The sequence below is a fragment of the Streptomyces sp. NPDC014861 genome (genome assembly GCF_043081625.1).
GTDB lineage: Bacteria > Actinomycetota > Actinomycetes > Streptomycetales > Streptomycetaceae > Streptomyces.
Genome location: NZ_JBIBWV010000013.1, coordinates 66,147 through 89,932 on the forward strand (window position 1 = coordinate 66,147; position 23,786 = coordinate 89,932).

The following is a 23,786-nucleotide window of genomic DNA, read 5'->3' on the forward strand; positions in this document are numbered from 1 at the left end:
GAACGCACTCCATGGACTTCAGCCTCTTCTACTTCGCCAACGACAGCACCGAGTCCACCAGCGGACGGTACGAACTCCTGCTGGAGGGCGCTAAGTTCGCGGACCGCAACGGCTTCAGCGCGGTCTGGACCCCGGAGCGCCACTTCCACCCCTTCGGCGGGCTCTACCCCAACCCGTCGGTCACCGGCGCGGCCCTCGCCGCCGTCACCGAGCGGATCGGCATCCGGGCCGGCAGCGTCGTCGCCCCCCTGCACCACCCGCTGCGCATCGCCGAGGAGTGGTCGGTCGTCGACAACCTCTCCGACGGCCGGGTCGGCCTCTCCTTCGCCTCCGGCTGGCACGCCACGGACTTCGCGCTGCGCCCGGAGAACTACGAGAACCGCCGCGCGATCCTGCTGGAGCAGGTCGAGCAGGTCCGCGCCCTGTGGCGCGGCGAGAAGATCACCGTCACCGACGGCGTCGGCGGCGAGCAGCGGCTCGGCATCTACCCGCCGCCCGTCCAGCCCGAGCTCCCGGTCTGGGTGACGAGCGCCGGCGGCGTCGAGACCTTCCGCAACGCGGGCCGCTCCGGCTCCGGGCTCCTCACCCACCTCCTCGGCCAGGACCTCGACGACCTCGCCGGGAAGATCGCCGAGTACCGCAAGGCCGTGGCGGAACTCGGCCGCGCCGACGGCTGGACCGGCCACGTCGCCCTCATGGTGCACGCCTTCCTCGGCCCGGACGAGGACGTGGTGCGGGACACCGTACGGGCCCCGCTCGGCGACTACCTGCGCAGCTCCCTGGGCCTGCTGCTCGGCTCCCGGCTCGACGGGCGGCGGATCGACGCCTCCCGGCTCGCGCCCGAGGACATCGACTTCATCGTGGCCCGGTCCTTCGACCGCTACTTCGACGACGGCGGCCTCCTCGGCACCGTCGACAAGGCGGAGCGCATGGTGGAGCGGTTCCGCGCGATCGGCGTGGACGAGATCGCCTGCCTCATCGACTTCGGCCTGCCCACCCCGGCCGTCCTCGCGAGCCTGGAGCACCTGAACCGGCTCCGCGAGCGCACCGCCCGAGACGGGGAGGGCGTCCCGGCATGACCGAGCGCATCCCGCGGGCCCGCCCCGCCGGCGGCATCGTCGACTTCGAGGTCGTCCTCCCCTCCTCGGCCGTGGACGCGCACGAGCTGCACGCGTCCTCCGGCGTGCCCGTCGCCGACATCCTCGCCATCACCCACACCGAGCGGTTCCCCGCCCTCGACGAGGACGAGACCGCCTGGGAGCTCGCCGCGGCCGCCGGGCGCACCGTCCTGGAGCGCACGGGCACGGATCCGGACACCGTCGGCCTCGTCCTGTACGCCGGGTCGGGGGAGTGGGACCTGCCCTTCTGGTCGCCGGCCGCGAAGGTCGCCGACGTGCTCGGCATCCGGCGGGCCCACTGCTACGAAGTGGCCAACTTCTGCAACGGCGGCATGACCGCGGTCCGCACCGCGCTCGCCGAACTCGCCCTGGGCGGCGCGCCGCACGCCCTCGTGCTCATCGGCGACCGGCTCAGCCGGCTCGTCGACCACGAGGACCCCGAGTCCAAGGCCCTGTTCAACTTCGGCGACGCGCCCGCCGCGCTCCTCCTCGGCCGGGAGGACTGCCTCTTCGACGTGGTGGCCTCCTCGGCGCGCACCGACCCCTCGTGGGCCGACTACTACTCCGGCGACATCGAGGACGACCGCGTGCTCATGCGACGCCGCGGCCGCCGGCAGGGGCTCGGCGACGCCTACCTGGAGAACTTCCCGGCCCGCGTCGACGACGTGCTGGCCGCCCTCGGCAAGGGCATCGGCGACGTCGACCGCTTCCTCATCAACCAAGGGGACAAGGGGATGCACGAGAAGCTCCTGGCCCGGCTCGGGATCCCGCCGGAGAAGAGCGTCTTCAACTACCACCGCTACGGGCACATGGGAGGTTCCGACCCGTTCCTCGCGCTCGGTGACCTCCGCGCGGCGGGCCGCCTCACCCCCGGGGACCTGGTGCTCGTCGCCGCCAGCGGCATGGGCTTCAGCTGGAGTGTCACCGCTCTGGAGTACCGGGGCCGATGACCGCCGCCACGCAGCCGTACGCGGGCTGGAAGGACCTGCGGAGCTACCTCTCCCCGGTCACCGGACCCGACTCCGCGGGCCCGTCCGGCGCCCCCTTCACCCTGCTCCTGCTCCACCACGCCGGCGGCTCGGCGGCGGCGTTCGCCCCGCTGCTGCGGCACCTGCCCGCCGAGTGGCGGCTGCTCTCGCTCGACCTGCCGGGCCGCATGATGGCGCCGGACGAGCGGGGCCCGCGCTCGACCGGCGAGGCGGTCTCCTGGCTGGCCCCGGTGACCCGCGGGGTGCTGGACGGGCCGTACGGCGTCTTCGGCCACAGCATGGGGGCCCTCGTCGCGTACGAACTGGCCCGCGAACTGTCCCGGGGCGGCCTGCCGCCCGCCTGGGTGGGCCTCTCCGGCGCCCCGGCGCCCGGCCACCGGCCGGACCGGGACCGGCGCGACCTGTGGCCGACCGAGCGGCTCATCGACCTGATGCGGCAGCTCGGCGGCACCCCCGAGGAGGTGCTCGCCGTCCCCGAACTCGTCGGACTCATGGTGGAGGTGCTGCGCGGCGACCTCGCGATCGTCGACACGTACGCGGAGCACCCGGGCCCGCCGCTGGCGGCGCCGCTCTCGCTCTTCACCGGCGACGACGACCCGGTCGCCCACCCGGCGCTCGCCGCACCCTGGGCCGACCGCACCACCGCCGGGACCGCACGGCACTCCTGGCCCGGTGGCCACTTCTACCTCTTCGAGCACGCGGCTGCGGTCGGCCGGGGCATCGCCCGGGACGTCTCCGCCGTGCGCGACCCCCTCCTGGAGCGACCGTCATGACCCATCGTCTGTTCACCTCGGAGTCCGTGACCGAGGGCCACCCCGACAAGATCGCCGACCAGATCAGCGACACCGTCCTCGACGCGCTCCTCGCCCAGGACCCGCAGGCCCGGGTCGCGGTGGAGACCCTGATCACCACCGGACTCGTGCACGTCGCCGGCGAGGTCTCGACCACGGCCTACGTCCCGATCGCCCGGCTCGTCCGGGAGAAGATCCTGGAGATCGGCTACGACTCGTCCGCGAAGGGTTTCGACGGCGCCTCGTGCGGGGTGTCGGTCTCGATCGGGACGCAGTCTCCCGACATCGCCCGGGGAGTGGACACGGCGTACGAGTCCCGGGTCGACGGCGCGGGTGACCCGATGGCCGCGCAGGGGGCGGGCGACCAGGGCCTCATGTTCGGCTACGCCTGCGACGAGACGCCCGAGCTGATGCCGCTGCCGATCCACCTCGCGCACCGGCTGGCCCGCCGGCTGACCGAGGTCCGCAAGGACGGCACCGTGCCGTACCTGCGGCCCGACGGGAAGACGCAGGTCACCATCGAGTACGACGGCGACCGGCCGGTCCGCCTCGACACGGTCGTCGTCTCCTCGCAGCACGCCCCGGACGTCCACCTGGACGAGGTGATGGTGCCGGACGTCCGCGCCCACGTCGTGGAGCACGTCCTCGGACGCCTCGCCGAGGACGGCATCAAGCTCGACACCGACGGGTACCGGCTGCTGGTGAACCCGACGGGCCGGTTCGAGGTCGGCGGGCCGATGGGTGACGCGGGGCTGACCGGCCGGAAGATCATCATCGACACGTACGGGGGGATGGCCCGGCACGGCGGGGGCGCGTTCTCCGGCAAGGACCCGTCGAAGGTGGACCGTTCGGCCGCCTACGCGATGCGCTGGGTGGCCAAGAACGTCGTCGCGGCCGGGCTCGCCCGCCGGTGCGAGGTGCAGGTGGCGTACGCGATCGGCAAGGCGGAGCCGGTGGGCCACTTCGTGGAGACCTTCGGCACCGAGAGCGTCCCCGTCGAGCGGATCCAGCGGGCGGTGACCCAGGTCTTCGACCTGCGGCCGGCCGCGATCATCCGCGACCTCGACCTCAAGCGCCCGGTGTACGCGCGGACCGCCGCCTACGGCCACTTCGGCCGCGAACTGCCCGACTTCACCTGGGAGCGCACCGACCGGGCCGGCGCGCTGCGCGCCGCGGCCCGCTAGGAACGCGGCGTGAGGCGTGCCGGGCCCGGGAGACGGGCCGCGCGGCCCGGACCGGGCGCCCCCTCGGCGCGGACGGTGGCCGGTGAGCCGTCCCGGCGGCGGGCGGGAGCGGGGGAGTCTCCCGCCCCGGCCGGCACGGGCGAGGCGTCAGGGCGGGCAGGACTCCTCGAGCTCCGGCTCGGGCAGCAGCCCCTTGGTCGCGATCAGATAGCCGAGCTGGGCCCTGCTCACGCTGCCGAGCCGGCGCGAGATCCGGCTGATGTATTCGGCCACGGTCCGTCGGCTGATGCCGAGCCCCCGGGCGATCTTCTCCTCGGTGTGACCGGCGACAAGGAAACGGACGATGCTCTGTTCCAGTTCCGAAACGACGATTTCCGGCCGTTTACCGGCGGCCGGATCCACCAGGGTTCCGCGCGCCCACGTGCATTCGAAGACGTTGGCCAGATAACGGACGACATGCGGGTCACGGACTTCCAGTGCCTCGTCGGGCGAATGGGAAAGGGTGGGAATGAAGGCCACCGCGCGGTCGCAGATGATCACCCGGTCGAACATCTCGTCCACGGTCCGTATGTTTCCGCCGGCCTCCGCGACGGTGCGAATGTAATCCGCGGTCGGCGGGTGATTCCACACCGCGTGCTGATACAGGGTCCGCTGCGCCACGCCCCGGGCCAGCAGGTCCAGGTTGCGCCGGACCACGGTCTCCAGGATCTCCGGAGGACGCCGACCGCCAGGCTGGGCGGTCAGCAGCTCCGCCTTGCACAGCGCCACCGCCGTGTCGATCGTCTCCGCGATCTCCCCGGCGCCCCGCAGCACCCGCGAGTTCTGCGGGCCCCCCTGCCTGGCCTCGGTGTACACGGCCTTCGCCGTAGCGAACGACTCGGTCAGTGCTTCGAGCCGCAGCTGCCCCTCCGTCAGGATCTGCGACAGCGGGGTCAGGGTCAGGCCCGCCGCGATCGTCGGCGTGACGGGCGCCAGCAGACCGGGCTCGCCCGGCACCGGCACCAGCAGCCCCAGCCCGGTGGCGCAGGCGACGGGCGGATCGGCCGGCGCCGTCCCGTTCGCCACGGCGCATTCGTAGCGCCGCAGGCCGGACGCGCACAGCCCGGGACCGCACTCCGAGTCCTCACAACCTGTTTGCGACATTTTCCCCCCTGAGTGATCAAGCGCTCGCGCATCCATGTTAGGCCAGAGCGTTGTTGCGGCAACGATCCGCCGGAAACCATGAGCGAACCGCACTCCCACCCGCTACGACCAGGCATTTACCAAAGGATGGAAATGAATCATTCGATTCACAGCGAAGAGTTCCGCGCGGCGGTCGCCCGGCTGTCGGTTCCCGGAATGGGCACAGAAGTGGTGGGCCCGCTTCTCGCCAACCTCGTCCAGCTGCTGAGGCCCCGGCGCGTGCTGGAGGTGGGGATGGGGTACACCACTCCCTTCCTCGCGGCCGCGCTCGCCGAGGCGGAGCGGACCGTCGCCGCCGAGTCCCTCGCGCTCGCCGAGAAGACCCGCGCCCATCTCGACGCCGGACACGCCCTCGACGACAGCTGGCTCCTCGCCGAGCCGCCCCTCGTCACCCCCTCGCTCCACCTGGAGCCGTACCGCCCCGTCCTCGCCGCCGTCGACAACCTCTCCATCGCCGAGTCCTCCGCCGGCCGGGTCCGCGAGGTCCTCGCCGAACTCGGCCTCGACGAGCGGGTGACCGTCGTCAACGCCGACCTCAAGGACTCCCTCGACAAGCTCCCCGAGGAACTCACCCCCATCGACTTCGCCTGGGTCGACGCCTGGGAGTGCCTGTGGTTCTTCGACCACTTCTGGCCCCTCATCGACCCCGACGGCGGCCTCGTCGTCATGCACTACCTGATGACCTACCCGGAGGGCGACGCCGTCCGCCGCTACATCGCCAAGTTCCAGGAGCGCCACCCGGGCGAACTGGAGGTCGTGAGCCTCCTGGAGTCGCAGAAGCTGATGCAGAACAGCGTCACCATCCTGCGCCGCACCTCCGGAGACCGCGCGCCGCGCTACGCCGGCCCCGGCGGCCGCATCGACTACTCGGACCAGCTGCACAGCGACGCCCGCGAGCACCTGCGGCTGGTCGCCGACCGGTCCGCCTGACCACGACGAGCCGTGAGGACTGCCGTGACTGCCACGCTCGAATCGGTACGGAGCAGGAACTTCGCCTTCATCCTGGGCAGCCCGCGGGGCGGCGGCAACACCGAGGCCCTGGCCCGGTACGCCGCCGGGGGCCTCCCGCCGGACACCGCCGCCAGCTGGCTCAGCCTGAGCGAGCTGCCGCTGCCCGCGACCCCGGAGGGGCCCTTCCCGGACGGCCCCGAGAAGGTGCTGCTCGACGCGACGCTGGACAGTACGGACATCGTCGTCGCCTCCCCGCTCCACTGGTACAGCGTCTCCGCCGCCACCAAGCTCTACCTCGACTACTGGGCCCGCTGGAGCGGACTCCCGGACGTCGGCTTCCGGGACCGGATGCGCGGCAAGAACCTGTGGGCCGTCACGGCGTACGCCCGCGGGGACGACGCCGACGCCGAACCGCTCACCGGGATGCTCCGCCGCACCGCCGACTACCTCGGCATGCGCTGGTGCGGCGCCCTCCTCGCCCGCGCCCACCGCGCGGGCGACCTGGAGGCCGACCCGGCCGCGATGGCCCGCGCGACGGCCTTCTTCGACCCGGCGGGGGAGGGGGCCCGCAGGGGATAGGGGAACGGACGGGAACCCTGGGACGGTGGGGGGAGCCTTGGCACGCCCGGGGCGGCGCGGGACTCCCGGGGCGGCGCGAGGCGGGCCGGTGCCCGAGGGCGGGGTGGTCGGCGTCCGGGGCGGCCGGTTCGGGAGCCCCGGGTCAGCTCGGGTCCGCGGCGAGGTGCGCGGCCAGGAGGTCCAGGAGCGGAGCCGCGGCCGGATGCGGGTCACGGCGCGGGGTGACGGCGTAGATGCCCCGGGTCGGCGGATCCACCAGACGCACCGTGGTGACGTCGGTCCGCAGCGCCCGGGTCAGCACCCCCGGCACGAGCGCGACGGCGTGCCCGGTCGCGACCAGCGCCAGCTTGCCGAGCAGATCGGCCGCGGCGAGGTCGATCCGCGCGACCAGCCCGGCCCGGGCCGCGTGCTGCCGCAGCAGCGCCTCCGAACCGTCGTCGTCCTCCACCCAGCTCTCCCCGGCCAGCGCCCGCAGCGGCACCGGGCCCCCACCCGCCAGCGGGTGGCCGGCGGGCAGCGCCACCACCATCTCGTCCAGCCCCAGGAAGCGCCGCTCCACCCGCGGCACATGGGGAAGCCCCGGCGGCGCGTCGGTGACCACGGCGAGATCGAGGTCGCCGACCAGCACCCGCTCGTACAGGGAGGCACTGAGGCCGGGCAGCAGGCTCCACGGCAGCGGTCCCGACCGTTCCAGCAGCACCCGGACCGCCTGGGGCACGACCCCCGCCGCCAGGGAGGGCGTCGCGCCGACCGCCAGGGGCCGGGCGGCCGTCCCGTCGCGCGCCTCCCGCGCGGCGCGCACGGCGCGGTCGGCCTCGTCGAGCGTGGCCCGGGCGTGCCGGAGGAACACCTCGCCGGTCGGTGTCGGCCGCACCCCGCGCGCGTGCCGGTCCAGCAGCGCGACGCCGAGCTCCCGCTCCAGCCCGGCGATCTGCCGTGAGACGGCCGACTGCGTGTGGTGGAGGGCGGTCGCGGCCGCCGACAGCGAGCCGAGCCCGCACACGGTCACGAAGGTCCGCCAGCACCGCAGGTCCATCCGCCCAGTATGACCGGCGGATATGCGCCGCGCGCAGAGCAGGTCTGCCGGATCTGCGCTTGTCGCAACCCTCGGGGTGGGTGATCGTGGCCGTATGACCGCACCGCGCAAGATCGCCGTCCTCGGCCTCGGCCGCATGGGCGAGGCGATGGCCACCCGCCTCACCGACCAGGGCCACGACGTGGTCGGCTGGACCCGCTCCGGACGCACCCCGGACGCCGTCAAGACGGCCGCCGACCCCCTGGAGGCGGTGACGGGGGCGGACCTCGTCCTGCTGTCCCTGTTCGACGGCGCCGCCTGCCGCGACGTCCTCGCCGCCGTCCGCGACGCCCTGCCGGCCGGCGCGCCGGTGGTGAACACCAGCACCGTCGCCCCGGCCGAGGCGGCCGAACTGGCGGCTCTGGTCGGCGCCGACGCCGTCCACGCGCCCGTCCTCGGCTCCGTACCGGCCGTCGCCGGCGGCACCCTGCAGATCCTCGCCGCGGGCGGCGAGGCCGCGCTCGACCGGGCGCGGCCGGTCCTGGAGGCGCTCGGCACCGTGCGGGAGACCGCCGACGCGGAGACCGCCGCCGCCCTCAAGCTGATCGCCAACAACAGCCTTGCCGGCGCGGTCCTGGCCCTGCGCGACTCCCTGCGCCAGGCCGACGCGCTGGGCCTCCCCCGGGAACAGGCCCTGGACGTCCTGGGCCTGGGCCAGCTCGGCGGTCTCGTCACCCGCAAGCGCCCCTACCTCCTGGGCGAGCGGCGCGCGGCCGAGTTCACCCTCGGCGCCCTGGCCAAGGACTCGGACCTGCTGGCCGACGCGTCGCGGCTGCCGCTGCGCAGCGCCGCCGGCCTGACCGACGGCGCCGCGGGACCCGACGACGACTTCGCCGTCGCCGCCACCGAGCCCGCCGTCCCGGACGAGGTCCTGGAACCGCTCCGTGCCTACGTCCGCGGCCACGCCACCGGCGACCCCGCCCACTTCCGCGACGCGTTCCTCCCCACCGCCCACGTCGAGGGCGTCCGCGACGGGGTGTTCACCTCCTGGCCCCTGGACACCTACTGCGCGCTCTTCCACGGCACGCCGGCCCCCGACGAGCCGACCCGCCTGCGCCGCGTCGACGCGGTCACCGTCCACGGCACCGTCGCCACCGCGACGATGTCCCTGTTCCACGGCCCCGACACCTTCACCGACGTCTTCCTCCTGGTCCGCACCGACGACACCTGGCGCATCGCGAACAAGGCCTACCACCGCCACACCTGACCGCCCCGCGGGCACCCGCCCGGCCCGGCGGCTCCGGCCCCCTCGCCGACGGTCACCCCCGGTTACCATGGTCACTTCGTGCCGGAAGCCGGCGGCGAGGGGCGCGGCACCGTCGGCGGTCCGCCGGGGGACCGGGGGAGACCGGCTCACCGGCCGTGACTCCCCGATCCTCCCCGGCGCCGTCGACCCGCGACTCCTCCCTCCACGCTCCGGACACGTCGTCCGTGGTCGGTAGGGCTGAAGAGATGGGTGGCCTGGGAAAGTGCTGAAAGAGGTCGTAGCGACCCGCTATGTCACGCCCTTGCGTGAGGGCGGATCGCTCCCCGGGATCGTCGAGGCCGACGATCTCGGCACGTACGTCATGAAATTCACCGGTGCCGGGCAGGGGCGCAAGACCCTCGTCGCCGAGGTGATCTGCGGGCAGCTCGCCCGGCGGCTCGGGCTGCGCGTGCCCGAGCTGGCGGCCATCCAGCTCGACCCGGTCATCGGGCTGTCCGAGCCCGACCAGGAGGTGCAGGAGCTGCTCAAGGCGAGCGGCGGGCTCAATCTGGGCATGGACTTCCTCCCCGGCTCGCTGGGCTTCGACCCGCTCGCGTACGAGGTCGATCCGGCCGAGGCGGGGAAGGTCGTCTGGTTCGACGCGGTCATCAACAACGTGGACCGGTCCTGGCGCAACCCGAACATGCTCGTCTGGCACGGCGACCTGTGGCTCATCGACCACGGCGCCACCATGATCTGGCACCACAACTGGCCGGGCGCCGCCGCCTCCGCGGCCAAGCCGTACGACGCCTCGGACCACGCGCTGGCCCCCTTCGCGCCCGACGTCGCCGCGGCCGCCGCGGAGCTCGCCCCGCTCGTCACCCGCGAGCTGCTCGACGAGGTCGCCGCCGACGTGCCCGACGAGTGGCTGGTGGACGAGCCGGGCTTCGACTCCACCGACGCCCTGCGCGCCGCCTACGTCGAGGCGCTGCTGCCCCGCGCCGCCACGATCCACGAGCGGATCACCCTCGGCCCGCGCACCGACCGCCGCCCGCAGCAGCCGCCCGGCTGGCTCGCCGAGCGCCTCGCCCCCCGGCCGCAGCACGCCCCCGAGAAGGACAGCACCACGTGACCGACCGCGATGTCTTCGAGTACGCGCTGCTGCGCGTGGTGCCGCGCGTCGAGCGGGGCGAGTGCTTCAACGCCGGCGTGGTCGTCTACTGCCGCGCCCGCTCCTTCGTCGCCGCCCGCACCCACCTCGACGAGGCCAAGCTGACCGCGCTCGACCCGGCGGCCGACGTCACCGGCGTCCGCGCCGCCCTGCGGGCCGTCGAGGGCGTCTGCCTCGGCGGCGACGCGGCGGGACAGGCCGCCGGGGACGACCCCGGCCGGCGCTTCCGCTGGCTGATCGCGCCGCGCTCCACGGTGGTCCAGCCCGGTCCGGTCCACACCGGCCTCACCGGCGACCCCGAGGCCGAGGTGGAACGTCTGCTCGACCTCCTCGTGCGGTGACCCGCCGCGCCCTCCGCCGTCCGTGCACGGGGTGACGGCCGAGTGACGGGGTGCACCCGGTGGGCCGTTGACACCGGGTGCCAGGGCTTCTAGCGTCTCGTTCTGCGGGCGATACTAAGCGGTCGCTCATGAGCCCGGGGAGAGCCCGGGACCCCTGAGGGCGAGGAGAAGCAAGCATGTCCACCACCGAGCAGCGCGTAGCCGTCGTCACCGGTGCCGCACGGGGCATCGGCGCCGCCACCGCGCTCCGCCTCGCGGCCGAGGGCCGCGCCGTCGCCGTTCTCGACCTCGACGAGGCGGCCTGCAAGGACACCGTCGAGAAGATCACCGCCGCCGGCGGCCGCGCCCTGGCGGTCGGCTGCGACGTCTCCGACGGAGCCCAGGTGGAGGCCGCGATCGCCCGCGTCGCCGCCGAGCTCGGCGCGCCGACCATCCTCGTCAACAACGCCGGCGTCCTCCGCGACAACCTGCTCTTCAAGATGTCCGAGTCCGACTGGGACCTCGTGATGAACGTGCACCTCAAGGGCGCGTTCCTGATGGCGAAGGCGTGTCAGAAGCACATGGTGGACGCGGGCTTCGGCCGGATCGTCTCCCTCTCCTCCTCCTCGGCGCTCGGCAACCGCGGCCAGGCCAACTACTCCGCGGTCAAGGCCGGCCTCCAGGGCTTCACCAAGACCCTCGCCAAGGAGCTCGGCAAGTTCGGCGTCACCGCCAACGCGGTCGCCCCCGGCTTCATCGTCACCGAGATGACCGCGCAGACCGCCGAGCGCGTCGGCATGGGCTTCGAGGACTTCCAGGCCGCCGCGGCCTCCATGATCCCGGTCCAGCGCGTCGGCCGCCCCGAGGACGTCGCGAACGCCATCGCCTTCTTCACCGGCGACGACGCGGGCTTCGTCTCCGGCCAGGTCATGTACGTGGCCGGCGGCCCGCTCAACTGAACCGGCACGACGAGAGTCGAGAGTGAGGAGAGCGGGATGACCGCACAGCAGCCGCCGGAGCTGTCCGGCAGGGTGGCGCTCGTCACCGGCGCCAGCCGGGGCATCGGCTACGGCATCGCCGAGGCGCTCGTCGCCCGCGGCGACCGGGTCGTCATCACCGGACGGGGCGAGGACGCCCTCAAGGAGGCCGTGGAGCGGCTCGGGGCCGACCGGGCCGTCGGGGTCGCGGGCAAGGCCCACGACACCGCCCACCAGGTCGCCGCCGTCGAGGCCGCGATGGACGCCTTCGGCCGCGTCGACCACCTGGTGAACAACGCCGGTACGAACCCGGTCTTCGGCCCCATCGCGGATCTGGACCTGGACGTCGCCCGAAAGGTGTTCGAGACGAATGTCGTCTCGGCGCTCGGATTCGCGCAGCGGACCTGGCACGCCTGGCAGAAGGAGAACGGCGGCACGATCGTGAACATCGCCTCCGTCGCCGGAATCTCCGCCTCCCCGTTCATCGGGGCGTACGGGGTGAGCAAGGCCGCGATGATCAATCTGACCCAGCAGCTCGCGCATGAATTCGCGCCGGTGGTCCGGGTGAATGCCATCGCGCCTGCCGTGGTGAAGACGAAATTCGCCCAGGCCCTCTACGAGGGTCGCGAGGCCGAGGCGGCGGCGGCCTACCCGATGGGCCGGCTCGGCGTGCCGGAGGACATCGGGGGCGCCGCGGCCTTCCTGACCTCGGAGCAGTCGGGTTGGATCACCGGTCAGACGCTGGTCGTCGACGGGGGCATTTTCCTGAACGCCGGAGTCGGGTGACCGATTACCGGACACTTTCCGGATTCCCTGTCCGGATTGGCCCCGGTTGCATCTCGAATGCCCTCAAGTGCCCCGCCGGGCTCGCCCATTGACCTGGCGGGGTACTGCGGTATCGTCGGCCGACCCCAGGCTGAACGAGGAGCGTGCACGTGTTCAACCGGACGAGTCTGCAGGCCGCTGCAGCCCTTGCGTCCATATCCCTGGTATCCGGATGCGGTGTTTTCTCGGATACCGAGTCCGCCGGGGACCAGAGGATCACCATCGGGACCACGAGTTCCCCGACGACTCTCGACCCCGCGGCTTCCTGGGACAATTCCTGGGAGCTTTTCAGGAACGTCTACCAGACCCTCCTGAGTTTCCCGACGGGAAGCACCACTCCGAAGCCGGACGCGGCCGAATGCAAATTCACCGACACGTCCAGCAGGGTCTTCGAGTGCACGCTCGTCGAGGGTCTCAAGTTCTCCAACGGCCACAAGCTCGACGCCGCGGCCGTGCGGCACTCGATCGAACGCATCCGCACGATCGACGCCGAGGGCGGCCCCAACGGCATGCTCGGCTCGCTCGACTCCGTCGAGACCGTCGGTGAGCGCACGATCGTCTTCAAGCTCAACAAGGCCGACGCCACCTTCCCCTTCGTCCTCGCCACCCCGGCGATGTCGATCGTGGACCCGGCGGAGTACCCGGCCGACGCGCTCCGCAAGAAGGACGGCAAGCTCGTCGGCTCCGGCCCGTACGTCCTCGACGGCTACGAGGTGCGCAAGCAGGCCGAGCTGACCCGCAACCCGTCCTACAAGGGCTTCGCCGACCGCAAGAACGGCGGCGTGACCATCAAGTACTTCGACCACTCGGACGCGATGGTCAAGGCGCTGCGCGCCGGCGAGATCGACGCGACCTACCGCGGTCTGACCGCCGAGGAGGTCACCTCGCTGGAGGAGGACACCGAGGCGAACAAGGGCCTCCAGCTCGTCGAGTCCACCGGGGCCGACATCCGCTACCTGGTCTTCAACACCGAGGACGAGTCCGTCGCCGACCCGGCCGTCCGCCGCGCCATCGCCCAGCTCGTCAACCGCGACGAACTGGTCAGCAAGGTCTACCGCGGCACCGCCGAGCCGCTGTACTCCATGGTGCCCAAGGGCATCGCCGCTCACACCACCAAGTTCTTCGACACCTACGGCCACCCGGACAAGAAGAAGGCCAAGAAGATCCTGGAGAAGGCCGGGATCACCGAGAAGGTCGAGCTGAGCTTCTGGTACACCACCGACCGGTACGGCTCCTCCACGGCCGCCGAGTTCGCCGAGCTGAAGCGCCAGCTGGAGGAGTCCGGCCTCTTCAAGGTCACCATCCAGGGCAAGCCGTGGACCGAGTACCAGGCCGCCTACCAGCAGGGCGAGTACCCCGTCTTCGGCCGCGGCTGGTTCCCGGACTTCCCGGACCCGGACAACTTCATCGCCCCCTTCCTGGGCAAGAAGAACGTCCTCGGCACCCCCTACCTGAGCCCGCGGATCACCGACGAGCTGCTGCCCAAGTCCCGCCGCGAGAGCGACCGGGGGGCCGTCTCGGACGAGTTCGTCGAGGCCCAGTCGATCATGGTCGAGGACGTCCGGCTGCTGCCGCTCTGGCAGGGCAAGCTGTACATCGCGGCCCGTGACGACATCGGCGGCGGCGAGCGCGCGCTCGACCCGCAGACCGTCATGCAGCTGTGGGAGCTGCACCGCCGGGCCAGCTGGTAGGCACCCGTACCGGAGGCCGCCGGGACCCGCTGTCAGTGGGTCCCGGTAGGTTCCGTGACGGAACTGCCGAACCACCGGAGGTTGTGGACCGTGACCGACATCAACATGCTGCCCGAGTCCTGGCGGGGCGTCCTCGGCGACGAGCTGGACAAGCCCTACTTCGCGCAGCTGGCCGAGTTCGTCGAGCAGGAGCGGGCCGCCGGGCCGGTCTACCCGCCGAAGGACGAGGTCTTCGCGGCCCTGTCCGCCACTCCCTACGACAAGGTCAAGGTCCTGATCCTCGGTCAGGACCCCTACCACGGCGAGGGCCAGGGCCACGGCCTCTGCTTCTCCGTCCGCCCCGGCGTGAAGACCCCGCCGTCGCTGCGGAACATCTACAAGGAGATGCAGGCCGAGCTGGGCCACCCGGTCCCGGACAACGGCTACCTGATGCCGTGGGCCGAGCAGGGCGTCCTGCTGCTCAACGCGGTCCTCACCGTCCGCGCCGGCGAGGCGAACTCGCACAAGGGCAAGGGCTGGGAGAAGTTCACCGACGCCGTCATCACGGCCGTCGCCTCCCGGCCGGACCCGGCCGTCTTCGTCCTCTGGGGCAACTACGCCCAGAAGAAGCTGCCCCTCATCGACGAGGAGCGGCACATCGTGGTGAAGGGCGCCCACCCGTCGCCGCTGTCGGCGAAGAAGTTCTTCGGGTCGCAGCCGTTCACCCAGATCGACCAGGCCGTCGCCGCCCAGGGCCACGAGCCGATCGACTGGCGCATCCCCGACCTCGGCTGAGCCTCGGCGGGATCGGGGCCGCGGCCGGTTAGCGTCGGAGCTCCACAGTGCGAGCGCCGGGAGGCCGCGGTGACCGAGCAGCAGCGGACGTCGGACGAGGAGGTCCTGACCAGGATCGGGCAGGCCAGGATGCTGCTGCACGGCGGTGACCGGGAGGAGGCCCGCAACCGCCTGGGCGCCCTGTGGCAGCAGCTCGACCCCGAGGGCGACCCCCTGCACCGCTGCACCCTCGCCCACTACCTGGCGGACGCCCAGGACGACCCGGACACCGAGCTGGCCTGGGACCTGCGCGCCCTGAGCGCCGCCGAGGGCCTGGAGGACGGGAGGCTCGCCGCGCACGACTCGGCCGCCGCCCTCCGGGCCCTCTACCCCTCGCTGCACCTCAACCTCGCCGCCGACTACGCCAAGCTGCGACGGCCGGACGCGGCGCGGGCCCACCTCGACCGGGCCCGCGCCGCCTCCGAGGCCCTCGACGACGACCGGTACGGCATGGGCGTCCGGGCCGCCATCGAACGGCTCGACCGGCGGCTCCGCGAGGGGTGAGGACGGCGCGCCTCAGCGCCCGTACACCTCCCGGCAGAGCCCAGCCTGCGCGCTCCCGGGGTCCCAGCCGCCGTACCGCTCGCCCAGCTCGCACACGTCCGTCCGGGAGACCGGCGGCGCCTGCGGCAGCCGCTCGGCGAGCCGCGCCGCCTCCCGCGCCCCGGGCACGACCGGAACGGCCGGGGAAGCCGGGACCCGGACCTCGGGCACCGGCGCGGCGCGCCGGATGGCGGGGGCGGACGGCTCGGGCGAGGGGGTACGGGACGGGGCCGCGCGACCGTCGGCGCGGCGGGTCTCGCCGCGAGGCGCGGCCGTGGTGGACGCCGGGGACGGCAGGGCCGCTTCGAGCGCCTCCCTGGCCGGCCCCTGGAGGACGATCTGCGGCTCCACGTCCTGGCCGGTGCGTACCGGATCGACGGCGGGAGCGGGGGCCGGCGAGGGCGCCGGAGGCGGCCCGTCGACGGCCACGCACCCGGTCAGCGCGGCGGTGACGGCCGCCCCGGCCAGGAGGCGCGCGGAGGTTCGGGTTCTGTGCACCCGCGCCACTCTGGTGGTCCCGCGCCGATCTTCGAACCCCTACCGGCGGGGAATGCCCCGCACGGGTGAGCGCCACGTCACCCGCCTTGACCGGGCCCGGGGCGCGTTTCCGGCGTCAGTCGCCGGTGGCGCCGTCGATGCGCTCGCGGATGAGGTCGGCGTGGCCGTTGTGCCGCGCGTACTCCTCGATCATGTGGAGGTAGACGAAGCGCAGGTTGACGAAGTCGCCGCTGCGCCGGTGGGCGGCCGCCCCGAGGTCGTCGAGGGCGCGGTCGGCGGCGAGCGAGCGGGCGTGGGCGATCTCCGCCTGCCAGACGGCGTACGCGTCCTCGTAGGTGTCGCGGTCGGAGAAGCGGATGTCCCGGTCGAAGTCCTCCGCGTCGGCGTAGAGCCAGGGGACCTCCTCGCCGCCGAGGATCTTCCGGAACCAGCCGCGTTCGACCTCGGCCATGTGGCGGACCAGGCCGAGCAGGCTGAGTGCGGAGGGCGGGACGGAGACGGTGCGGAGCTGCTCCTCGGTGAGGTCCGCGCACTTCATCGCGAGGGTCGCGCGATGGAATTCGAGCCACTGCTCCAGGGCCTGCCGCTCACCCGCGGTGGGGTCGGGCCAGACGCGCTCGGGCGCTTCGGTGCGATCGGTCGTCATGTACAGCATGGTGGCGGACCGCCAGGTTCCCCGCCGGTGTTTCACCGCGCCGGCCCGGTGAGCATGCCGCGCAGCAACTCGTCGAAACCGGTACGAAGTTCCGTCCGGCTCGGCACGGCCGCGTGGAAGGAGCCGGCCGCGCAGGAGAACATCAGCCCCTCGCACCAGGCGATGACGGAGAGCGCGTGCCGCTCCGGGGCGGGCGAGCCCGCGCCGCGCATCATCGCGGTCACCGGGTCGTGGAAGGCCGAGCCGGTCCGGTCGAAGAAGCCGCGCAGCTCGGGGCGGCGGGTCGCCTCCAGGGCCAGTTCGTAGCGGGAGACGAGCAGCGCCCGGTGGTCGGTCAGATAGCGGTGCAGGGCGAGCGCGAGGGCGTCCGCGAGCACCCCGGGTCCCGCGCCGCGCGGCGGCAGCTCGTCCGGAGTCAGGACCTGGGCCTCGCGCTCGGCCTGCCGCCGTACGGCGGTCTCCAGGAGGGCCTGGCGGGTGCGGGCGTGGTTCGAGGTCGAGCCCTGCGGCAGGCCGGCCCGCTCGTCCACCGCGCGGTGGGTCAGCCCGCGCATCCCTCGCTCCACCAGCAGGTCGAGCGCCGCGTCGCCGATCCGCTCGGCGCGGTTCTGCGGAGCGGGGGCGGCCTGGGCGGGGGTGCGCGCGGTCATGGGGGACAACCTACCCATCGCCTCCGAACTACATCTGTAGTACGGTGTCGTGTCAGGTCGACTACACCTGTAGTGAAGGTGGCGGTCGCCGCTCGCACGCCGCCGGCCCGCCACCGGCCCGACCCGTCCGAACCGAGGGAGCAGTCATGACACAGCACCGTGCCGTCGTCCTGGGAGCGGGCATCGGCGGCCTCACCGCGGCCGTCGCCCTCCATCGGCGCGGCTGGGACGTCACCGTCCTCGAACGCGCCGCCGACCTCGCCCCCGCCGGCGCCGGTATCGGCCTCGCCCCCAACGCCCTCCGCGCCCTCGACGTGATCGGCCTCGGCGACCGCGTCCGCGCGCTCGCCGCCTGGCAGGGCGACGGCGGGATGCGCTCCCCGGACGGGCGCTGGCTCGCCCGCACCGACGCCCGCGCCGCCGCCGCCCGCTTCGGCGATCCCCTCGTCCTCCTGCACCGCGCCACCCTCGTCGAACTCCTCGCCGGAGCCCTCCCCGCCGGCACGGTCCGCACCGGGACGCCCGCCGCGCTCGACCACCCCGGCGACGCCCGCACCCCCGCCCGCGTCACCACCCCCGACGGCGTCACCGAGGCCGAACTCGTCGTCGCCGCCGACGGGATCCGCTCCGCCGCCCGCGCCGCCCTCTTCCCCGCCCACCCCGGCCCCCGCTACTCCGGCTGCACCACCTGGCGGCTCGTCGTCCCCGCCCCCGAACGGCCCTTCGCCCCGCACGAGACCTGGGGCGCGGGACGCCTCTGGGGCACCCAGCCCCTCAAGGACGGCCGGATCTACGCGTACGCCATGGCCGCCGCGCCCGCCGGCGCCCACGCCCCCGACGACGAGCGCGCCGAACTCCTGAGGCTCTTCGGCGACTGGCACCACCCGGTCCCCGAACTCCTCGCCGCCGCCGACCCCGACCGGATCCTGCGGCACGACGTCCACCACCTCACCGACCCCCTGCCCGCCTACAACCAGGGCCGTACCGCGCTCCTCGGCGACGCGGCGCACGCCATGATGCCCACCCTCGGACAGGGCGGGAACCAGGCCGTGGAGGACGCCGTCGTCCTCGCCCACCACGCCCGCACCCCGGCCGCCTTCGACCCGGGACCCGCCCTCGCCGCGTACACCGCCGACCGGCTGCCCCGCACCACCGCCCTCGTCCGCAAGGCGGCCCGCACCGGAGCCCTCACCCTCGTCCGGGCCCGCCCCGCCGTCCTCCTGCGCGACACGCTCGTGCGGACCGTCTCGCGCCTCGGCCCCGGCTTCGTCCTCCGCGGCTTCGACGGCATCGCCGACTGGCACCCGCCGGTCGCCCCGGAGCCCTCCCGCGTAAGCTGACCGGCGCGAACGGCCCCCGTGCCCCGGGCCGTCGGACCACCGCAGAGGGAGAGACCCCGTGAAGATCGGCTGCATCGGACTCGGCGACATCGCCCAGAAGGCGTACCTGCCCGTCCTCGCCACCCTCCCCGGGGTCGAGCTCCACCTCCAGACCCGCACCCCCGCCACCCTGGACCGGGTCGCCGACACCCTCCACCTGCCGGCCACCCGCCGCCACCGGGACCTCGACTCGCTGCTCTCCGCCGGACTCGACGCGGCCTTCGTGCACGCCTCCACCGCCGCCCACGCCGAGATCGCCACCCGCCTCCTCGACGCCGGCGTCCCCACCTACGTCGACAAGCCGCTCGCCTACGACTACGCCGACTCCGAGCGGATCGTCGAACTCGCCGAGAAGCGGGCCGTCTCCCTCGCCGTCGGCTTCAACCGGCGCCTCGCCCCCGGCTACGCCCAGTGCCTCGACCACCCGCGCGACCTCATCCTGCTGCAGAAGAACCGCATCGGGCTCCCGGAGGACCCGCGCACGATGGTCCTCGACGACTTCATCCACGTCGTCGACACCCTCCGCTTCCTGCTCCCCGGCGAGGCCGACCACATCGACGTCCGCGCCCGGGTCATCGACGGCCTGATGCACCACGTGGTGCTCCAGCTCTCCGGCGACGGCTTCACCGCCATCGGCATGATGAACCGCATGAACGGCTCCACCGAGGAGGTCCTGGAGGTCTCCGGCCAGGACACCAAGCGACAGGTCCTCAACCTCGCCGAGGTCGTCGACCACAAGGGCCAGCCCACCGTCCGCCGCCGCGGCGACTGGGTCCCGGTCGCCCGGCAGCGCGGCATCGAACAGTCCGTGCTCGCCTTCCTCGACGCCGTCCGCGACGGACAGGTGCTCAGCGCCCGCGACGCCCTGCTCACCCACGAACTGTGCGAGCGCGTCGTCCGGGACGCCCTGCTCCGGTCCGCCTGAAGGCCCCGGCACCCGCCGCCGCGCACACGGCGCCGATCACCACGAACGCCCCGTACAGCGGCCAGTCGCCCCAGCGGGCGTAGACCGTCGTCGACTCCGACAGAGGCAGTTCGCGTACGACGGCGGTGCTCGCGTCCGTGCCGACCGGAGGCCCGACGCGCCGGCCGTCGGGGCCGTACGCGGCGCTGATCCCGGTCAGCGTCGCGTGCACCACCGGGCGGCCCGTCTCCGCCGCCCGCAGCGCCGCCAGCGACGCGTGTTGTGCGGGTGCCCAACTCCGCTGGAAGGTGCTGGTCGCGGACTGCACCGCGATCAGATCGGCCCCGTCCCAGGCCAGGCGGCGGCTCATGTCGGGGAAGGCGGACTCGAAGCAGACCAGCGGGCCCACCGTCAGAGGGCGCTCGCCCCCGGGCAATCGCATCACCACCGGTGCCGTGCCCCGGCGCCGGTCCTCCTCCGCCGCCTTGCCGACGGAGGTCGCCCAGCCGAGGAGCCCCCGCGCCGGCACGTACTCGCCGAACGGCACCAGCCGCATCTTGTCGTACCGGTCACCGGTCGGTCCGTCGGGCGCGAACAGCAGCGCGCTCTTGTAGATGCCGGGGCGGTCCGCCCGGCGCGCGTCCACGTTCACCAGCAGCGGCGCGCCGACCGTCCGCGCCAGCGCGGTCAGCCGCGCGGTCAGTGCCGGATCGGCGGCCGGATCCCGGCCCACCCCGCTCTCGCCCCACACCACCAGATCGAGCCGCTGTCCGGCGAGGCCGCGCGTCAGCTCCTCGGCCCGGGCGAGCCGCCGCTCGGCACCGTCCGTCCCGCCGTGCACCCCCGGCTGCACCATCGCCACCCGCACCGTGCCGGACGGGCGCGGCGCCCCGACGCCCCACGCCACCGTTCCCGCCATCACCGCGCACGCGGCCAGCCCCGCCACCCCGACCGCCCGCAACCCCGGCACGGCGATCAGCAGCACCAGCGCGGTGTTCACCGCCACCACCAGCAGGCTCACCAGCCACACCCCGCCCACCGACGCGAGCCGCAGTGCCGCCGGCACCTCCCACTGGCTCGCGCCGAGCAGCCCCCACGGCCCGCCCAGCCCCTCCCACGACCGCACCAGCTCGATCAGCAGCCACCCCGACGGCACCGCGCACAGCGCCGCGGCGGCCCGCGCCGGGGTCGGCGCCCCGCCGAGCAGTGCCCGTACGAGCACCCCCCACGGCAGCCACAGCAGCCCCAGCAGCACCGCCATCACCAGCAGGAACACATGGACGCTCGGCAGCAGCCAGTGGTGCATGGCCACCAGGAACCCGATGCCCCCGCACCAGCCGTCCAGCGCGGCCCGCCGCACGCCCGGCGCCGTCCGCACCAGCAGCAGCCACGGCACCAGCGCGACGTACGCCCACCACCACAGCCCCGGCACGGGGAACGCGAGCACCGGCAGCGCGCCGAGGACGACGGCGAGCAGCGACCGCAGCAGCCCCGCAGCACGCCGACCCGAGCCCGGCCCCGAGCCCGGCCCCGAGCCCGGCCCCGAGCCCGGCGCCGAGCCCGGCGCCGCGCGTCGGCCGGCCTCCGGCTCCGCGCGCGGTCCGGGGGACGGTTCCGCGCGCGGCCGGGGGTCCGGCTCGGCGCGTCCGAAGGGGTTCTGCATGGGCTGCCTCCCGCTGGCCGTCGCCTCCAGTCTGCGCCGCGCGCCCGGACCGGGCCCGGCCAGGACGTGGCCGGGCCGGGGCGGGCCGGGCCAGGACGTGGCCGGGCCGGGGCGGGGCGGGCCGGGGCGTGGTGGGCTGTGGGGCCGGGTCCCGTCGAGGGCCGCTCCGGGCCGAGGCGACGGCAGGTCGGAGCGCGGCGCCGCGGCCTGGGGCCAGGGGAGTCGGCGCCGCAGCCTGGGGCCAGGGGAGTCGGCGCCGCGGCCCGGGTTCAGGGGAGTCGGCGCCAGCGTTCCTCCACCACGACCGAGCGCAGCCGCCAGCCGTCGGCGGTGCGGTGGGCGGCGAAGGCGTACCGGCCGCCGCAGACGAAGTCCTCGCCCGAGGTCATCCGCATCGGATTGACGTAGTCGGCGCGCACATCGGCCGCGTCGCCGTTCTCGGCGTAGCCGCCGGGCCGGTGGAAGGTCACCCGCCGGTTGACGATCAGGTGCTGGCGCACCGGGAAGAGCGTCATCGTCTCCGCCAGCCAGTCGGCCACCCGGGCCGCGGGTCCCTCGATGCCGCCGGAGCCGGTGTAGTCGGCGCGCCCGTCGGGGGTGAAGAGGGCCAGGTAGGCGGTCCAGTCGGCGTCGTCCACGGCCACCGCGTAGCCGGTGACCAGGTCCTCCACGGCGAGCCGGTCCATCACGTTCGCGAGGTCCACGCGCTGCGTCATCGCCTCAGTGTCGGGCAGCGGGCGCGCGCCGCCAAGAGGCGCGCGCCCCCGGTCCGCCCCCGGGGCCGCGCGTCAGTGGCCGGACTCGCCCGCGTGCGGGCTCAGGACGTCCGTGCCGACCAGGATGAACAGCAGGATGCCCAGCGCGATGCGGTAGATCACGAACGGCATGAAGGACTTCGTGGTGATGAACTTCATGAACCAGGCGATCACCGCGTAGCCCACGCCGAAGGCGACGATCGTCGCGAAGATCGTCGGCCCCCAGGAGACGTGCCCGCCCTCGCCCGCGTCCTTCAGCTCGTAGACGCCGGAGGCGAGCACGGCGGGGATCGCCAGGAGGAACGAGTACCGGGCGGCGGACTCGCGGTTGTACCCCATCAGGAGACCGCCGGAGATCGTCGCGCCGGAGCGCGAGACGCCCGGGATGAGCGCCATCGCCTGGCAGAAGCCGTAGATCAGGCCGTCGCGGACGTTGAGGTCCTTGAGCGTCTTGCGCTCGCGGATCGCGCGGTGCCGGCCGCCGACCTCGTCGCGCGCCGCGAGCCGGTCGGCGATGCCGAGGACGATGCCCATCACGATGAGCGTCGTGGCGATGAGCCGCAGGTCGCGGAAGGGGCCCTCGATCTGGTCCTTGAGCGTGACGCCGAGGACGCCGATCGGGATCGAGCCGACGATCACCAGCCAGCCCATCTGGGCGTCGTGGTCGGACCGCATCGTCTTGTCCGTCAGCGAACGGAACCATGCCGTGACGATCCTGCCGATGTCCTTGCGGAAGTAGATCAGGACGGCGGTCTCCGTACCGATCTGCGTGATCGCCGTGAAGGCGGCGCCCGGATCCTCCCAGCCCGCGAAGGCGGCGGTCAGCCGGAGGTGCGCGCTGGAGGAGATGGGAAGGAACTCCGTCAGCCCCTGGACGAGTCCCAGGATGAACGATTCGAACCAACTCATGGGGCTTGGGCCGTCCCGATATGTACGAGTGCGTCAGCAGGTCGAGCGCACTGTACCGCCCCAAGGTGACGTGTTCGTGATCAGACGGTGTCGGCGGCGGGCCGCCCGTGCGAAGGCCGTCGAGGCCGGGCCAAGGCCGGCGGCGACTTCTACGGAGCCGGTACGGGCTCACGCCCCGCAGGGGAGCCGGAGGTGGCCACCAGAGCGGGCGCCGAGTCGGCGGTGGTAGCCACAGCGACAGTGGCGGCGACAGCGGCGGTGGCGTCGGCGGCGGGGCGCCGCAGCGCGTGCCGCTTGCGCCAGGCCACCACCGCGGCGGCCAGCCCCGACACCACGATGAACCCCGCCGAGATCAGGAACGCCGGAGATCCCGGCTCGCCCGCCTGCGCCCCGGCCACCACGTAGGCCGCCGTGTTCGGCACGGTCCCGATCGCGGTCGCCAGCAGGAACGGCACGTACCCCATCCGGGAGACCGCCGCGCAGTAGTTGGCGGCGGCGAACGGCACACCCGGGAAGAGCCGGACCGCCAGCATCGAGCGGAAGCCGTGCCGGCTCAGCTGCCCGTCCGCCGCCCGCAGCCACCGCCCCTTGACCAGCGGCCGCAGCGCGTCCTGCCCCAGCACCCGGCCCAGCGTGAACGCGATGCCGGCGCCCAGCACCGTCCCCGCGACCGCCGCCGTCAGTCCGGCGGCCGTGCCGAAGAGCGCGCCCGCCGCCAGGTTCAGCACCGGCCGCGGCACGAACGCCGCCGTGCACAGCCCGTACGCCAGGGCGAACAGCAGCACCGCGCCCGCGCCGCCCGTCTGCGGCCACCCCGAGGCCAGCAGCCGCTGCGGTTCGTACAGCAGCACCAGGCTCCCCGCGGTCAGCAGGACGAGCGCGAGCAGCGAGAGCCGGGACCGGGGCGAGAGCAGGGCCCGGGAGCAGCGGACGGCGAACGGGTCCGTCGGCCGGGGCACGGGAGCGAGCATCCCGGGA

Annotated in this window: 25 protein-coding genes; 16 read left to right on the forward strand and 9 right to left on the reverse strand. The window is 73.7% G+C overall.

Going from position 1 to position 23,786, the window contains the following annotated elements; translation table 11 throughout:
* Positions 1 to 11 precede the first annotated feature (11 nt).
* Genes ACF1BN_RS24130 through metK form a run of 4 tightly spaced genes read left to right on the forward strand, consistent with a single transcriptional unit; the run spans position 12 to position 4,082 of the window.
* Positions 12 to 1,079, forward strand: coding sequence for a MupA/Atu3671 family FMN-dependent luciferase-like monooxygenase (locus tag ACF1BN_RS24130; RefSeq protein ID WP_392333666.1), 1,068 nt, complete (start codon positions 12 to 14; stop codon positions 1,077 to 1,079).
* The gene (locus ACF1BN_RS24135) at positions 1,076 to 2,068 is read left to right on the forward strand and encodes a 3-oxoacyl-ACP synthase III family protein (protein ID WP_392333667.1); all 993 of its coding nucleotides are present in this window, start codon (positions 1,076 to 1,078) and stop codon (positions 2,066 to 2,068) included. Before ACF1BN_RS24130 ends, ACF1BN_RS24135 begins: the two co-directional genes overlap by 4 nt.
* Entirely contained in the window at positions 2,065 to 2,880 is an 816-nt protein-coding gene (locus tag ACF1BN_RS24140; protein ID WP_392333668.1) for a thioesterase II family protein, read from the forward strand. Before ACF1BN_RS24135 ends, ACF1BN_RS24140 begins: the two co-directional genes overlap by 4 nt.
* Positions 2,877 to 4,082 (forward strand): methionine adenosyltransferase, encoded by a 1,206-nt coding sequence (metK, locus tag ACF1BN_RS24145; RefSeq protein WP_392333669.1) that lies wholly within the window; start codon positions 2,877 to 2,879, stop codon positions 4,080 to 4,082. The genes ACF1BN_RS24140 and metK overlap by 4 nt, the downstream gene beginning before the upstream one ends.
* 147 nt (positions 4,083 to 4,229) lie before the next feature.
* Here the strand turns inward: metK and ACF1BN_RS24150 are convergent, their stop codons facing one another.
* Positions 4,230 to 5,147 carry a helix-turn-helix transcriptional regulator gene (locus ACF1BN_RS24150; protein ID WP_392333670.1) on the reverse strand — a complete coding sequence of 306 codons (918 nt, stop codon included), beginning with the start codon at positions 5,145 to 5,147 and terminating at the stop codon, positions 4,230 to 4,232.
* A gap of 210 nt (positions 5,148 to 5,357) precedes the next feature.
* Here ACF1BN_RS24150 and ACF1BN_RS24155 point away from each other — a divergent pair, with 210 nt between their 5' ends.
* A complete protein-coding gene (locus ACF1BN_RS24155; protein WP_392333671.1) occupies positions 5,358 to 6,194 on the forward strand; it encodes a class I SAM-dependent methyltransferase in 837 nt (278 codons plus the stop codon).
* A gap of 24 nt (positions 6,195 to 6,218) precedes the next feature.
* Complete coding sequence (locus ACF1BN_RS24160; RefSeq protein WP_392333672.1) at positions 6,219 to 6,794, forward strand: flavodoxin family protein; 576 nt, start codon at positions 6,219 to 6,221, stop codon at positions 6,792 to 6,794.
* A gap of 142 nt (positions 6,795 to 6,936) precedes the next feature.
* On the opposite strand, the gene ACF1BN_RS24165 is transcribed toward ACF1BN_RS24160, so the two are convergent.
* Positions 6,937 to 7,830 (reverse strand): LysR family transcriptional regulator, encoded by an 894-nt coding sequence (locus tag ACF1BN_RS24165; RefSeq protein WP_392333673.1) that lies wholly within the window; start codon positions 7,828 to 7,830, stop codon positions 6,937 to 6,939.
* Between the two features lie 94 nt (positions 7,831 to 7,924).
* Here ACF1BN_RS24165 and ACF1BN_RS24170 point away from each other — a divergent pair, with 94 nt between their 5' ends.
* From ACF1BN_RS24170 to ACF1BN_RS24205, 8 genes are all read left to right on the forward strand, one after another.
* Entirely contained in the window at positions 7,925 to 9,076 is a 1,152-nt protein-coding gene (locus ACF1BN_RS24170; protein WP_392333674.1) for a nuclear transport factor 2 family protein, read from the forward strand.
* Between the two features lie 262 nt (positions 9,077 to 9,338).
* Positions 9,339 to 10,187, forward strand: a complete 849-nt coding sequence (locus ACF1BN_RS24175) for a HipA family kinase (RefSeq protein ID WP_392333675.1) — start codon at positions 9,339 to 9,341, stop codon at positions 10,185 to 10,187.
* The gene (locus tag ACF1BN_RS24180) at positions 10,184 to 10,567 is read left to right on the forward strand and encodes a DUF3037 domain-containing protein (RefSeq protein WP_392333676.1); all 384 of its coding nucleotides are present in this window, start codon (positions 10,184 to 10,186) and stop codon (positions 10,565 to 10,567) included. Before ACF1BN_RS24175 ends, ACF1BN_RS24180 begins: the two co-directional genes overlap by 4 nt.
* Before the next feature lie 176 nt (positions 10,568 to 10,743).
* Positions 10,744 to 11,505 (forward strand): 3-oxoacyl-ACP reductase FabG, encoded by a 762-nt coding sequence (fabG, locus tag ACF1BN_RS24185; RefSeq protein ID WP_392333677.1) that lies wholly within the window; start codon positions 10,744 to 10,746, stop codon positions 11,503 to 11,505.
* A gap of 36 nt (positions 11,506 to 11,541) precedes the next feature.
* Positions 11,542 to 12,309, forward strand: coding sequence for an SDR family oxidoreductase (locus tag ACF1BN_RS24190; protein WP_392333678.1), 768 nt, complete (start codon positions 11,542 to 11,544; stop codon positions 12,307 to 12,309).
* A 149-nt stretch (positions 12,310 to 12,458) separates the two neighbouring features.
* Positions 12,459 to 14,039 carry an ABC transporter substrate-binding protein gene (locus ACF1BN_RS24195; protein WP_392333679.1) on the forward strand — a complete coding sequence of 527 codons (1,581 nt, stop codon included), beginning with the start codon at positions 12,459 to 12,461 and terminating at the stop codon, positions 14,037 to 14,039.
* Positions 14,040 to 14,129: 90 nt separating this feature from the next.
* Positions 14,130 to 14,813, forward strand: a complete 684-nt coding sequence (gene ung, locus ACF1BN_RS24200) for a uracil-DNA glycosylase (protein ID WP_392333680.1) — start codon at positions 14,130 to 14,132, stop codon at positions 14,811 to 14,813.
* A gap of 69 nt (positions 14,814 to 14,882) precedes the next feature.
* Positions 14,883 to 15,356, forward strand: coding sequence for a hypothetical protein (locus ACF1BN_RS24205; RefSeq protein ID WP_392333681.1), 474 nt, complete (start codon positions 14,883 to 14,885; stop codon positions 15,354 to 15,356).
* 12 nt (positions 15,357 to 15,368) lie between these two features.
* Here the strand turns inward: ACF1BN_RS24205 and ACF1BN_RS24210 are convergent, their stop codons facing one another.
* From ACF1BN_RS24210 to ACF1BN_RS24220, 3 genes are all read right to left on the reverse strand, one after another.
* Positions 15,369 to 15,893: a hypothetical protein gene (locus tag ACF1BN_RS24210; protein ID WP_392333682.1), complete on the reverse strand. Its 525-nt coding sequence runs from the start codon at positions 15,891 to 15,893 to the stop codon at positions 15,369 to 15,371.
* Between the two features lie 115 nt (positions 15,894 to 16,008).
* Positions 16,009 to 16,539, reverse strand: coding sequence for a DinB family protein (locus ACF1BN_RS24215; RefSeq protein WP_392333683.1), 531 nt, complete (start codon positions 16,537 to 16,539; stop codon positions 16,009 to 16,011).
* 41 nt (positions 16,540 to 16,580) lie between these two features.
* Positions 16,581 to 17,198 carry a TetR/AcrR family transcriptional regulator gene (locus ACF1BN_RS24220; RefSeq protein WP_392333684.1) on the reverse strand — a complete coding sequence of 206 codons (618 nt, stop codon included), beginning with the start codon at positions 17,196 to 17,198 and terminating at the stop codon, positions 16,581 to 16,583.
* A gap of 146 nt (positions 17,199 to 17,344) precedes the next feature.
* Between ACF1BN_RS24220 and ACF1BN_RS24225 the strand changes: the two genes are divergently transcribed.
* Together ACF1BN_RS24225 and ACF1BN_RS24230 are read left to right on the forward strand one after the other, a co-directional pair.
* Positions 17,345 to 18,538, forward strand: a complete 1,194-nt coding sequence (locus ACF1BN_RS24225) for an FAD-dependent monooxygenase (RefSeq protein WP_392333685.1) — start codon at positions 17,345 to 17,347, stop codon at positions 18,536 to 18,538.
* 58 nt (positions 18,539 to 18,596) lie between these two features.
* Complete coding sequence (locus ACF1BN_RS24230) at positions 18,597 to 19,502, forward strand: Gfo/Idh/MocA family protein (protein WP_392333686.1); 906 nt, start codon at positions 18,597 to 18,599, stop codon at positions 19,500 to 19,502.
* Here the strand turns inward: ACF1BN_RS24230 and lnt are convergent.
* The 4 genes from lnt to ACF1BN_RS24250 form a co-directional block, all read right to left on the reverse strand.
* Positions 19,447 to 21,144, reverse strand: a complete 1,698-nt coding sequence (gene lnt / locus ACF1BN_RS24235) for an apolipoprotein N-acyltransferase (protein WP_392333687.1) — start codon at positions 21,142 to 21,144, stop codon at positions 19,447 to 19,449. The genes ACF1BN_RS24230 and lnt overlap by 56 nt on opposite strands.
* A 269-nt stretch (positions 21,145 to 21,413) precedes the next feature.
* Positions 21,414 to 21,860: a nuclear transport factor 2 family protein gene (locus ACF1BN_RS24240; RefSeq protein ID WP_392333688.1), complete on the reverse strand. Its 447-nt coding sequence runs from the start codon at positions 21,858 to 21,860 to the stop codon at positions 21,414 to 21,416.
* Positions 21,861 to 21,932: 72 nt separating this feature from the next.
* Positions 21,933 to 22,808: an undecaprenyl-diphosphate phosphatase gene (locus ACF1BN_RS24245; RefSeq protein ID WP_392333689.1), complete on the reverse strand. Its 876-nt coding sequence runs from the start codon at positions 22,806 to 22,808 to the stop codon at positions 21,933 to 21,935.
* A 149-nt stretch (positions 22,809 to 22,957) separates the two neighbouring features.
* On the reverse strand, positions 22,958 to 23,779 hold the full coding sequence (locus ACF1BN_RS24250) for a TVP38/TMEM64 family protein (RefSeq protein ID WP_392333690.1): 822 nt from the start codon (positions 23,777 to 23,779) through the stop codon (positions 22,958 to 22,960).
* Positions 23,780 to 23,786: the final 7 nt, after the last annotated feature.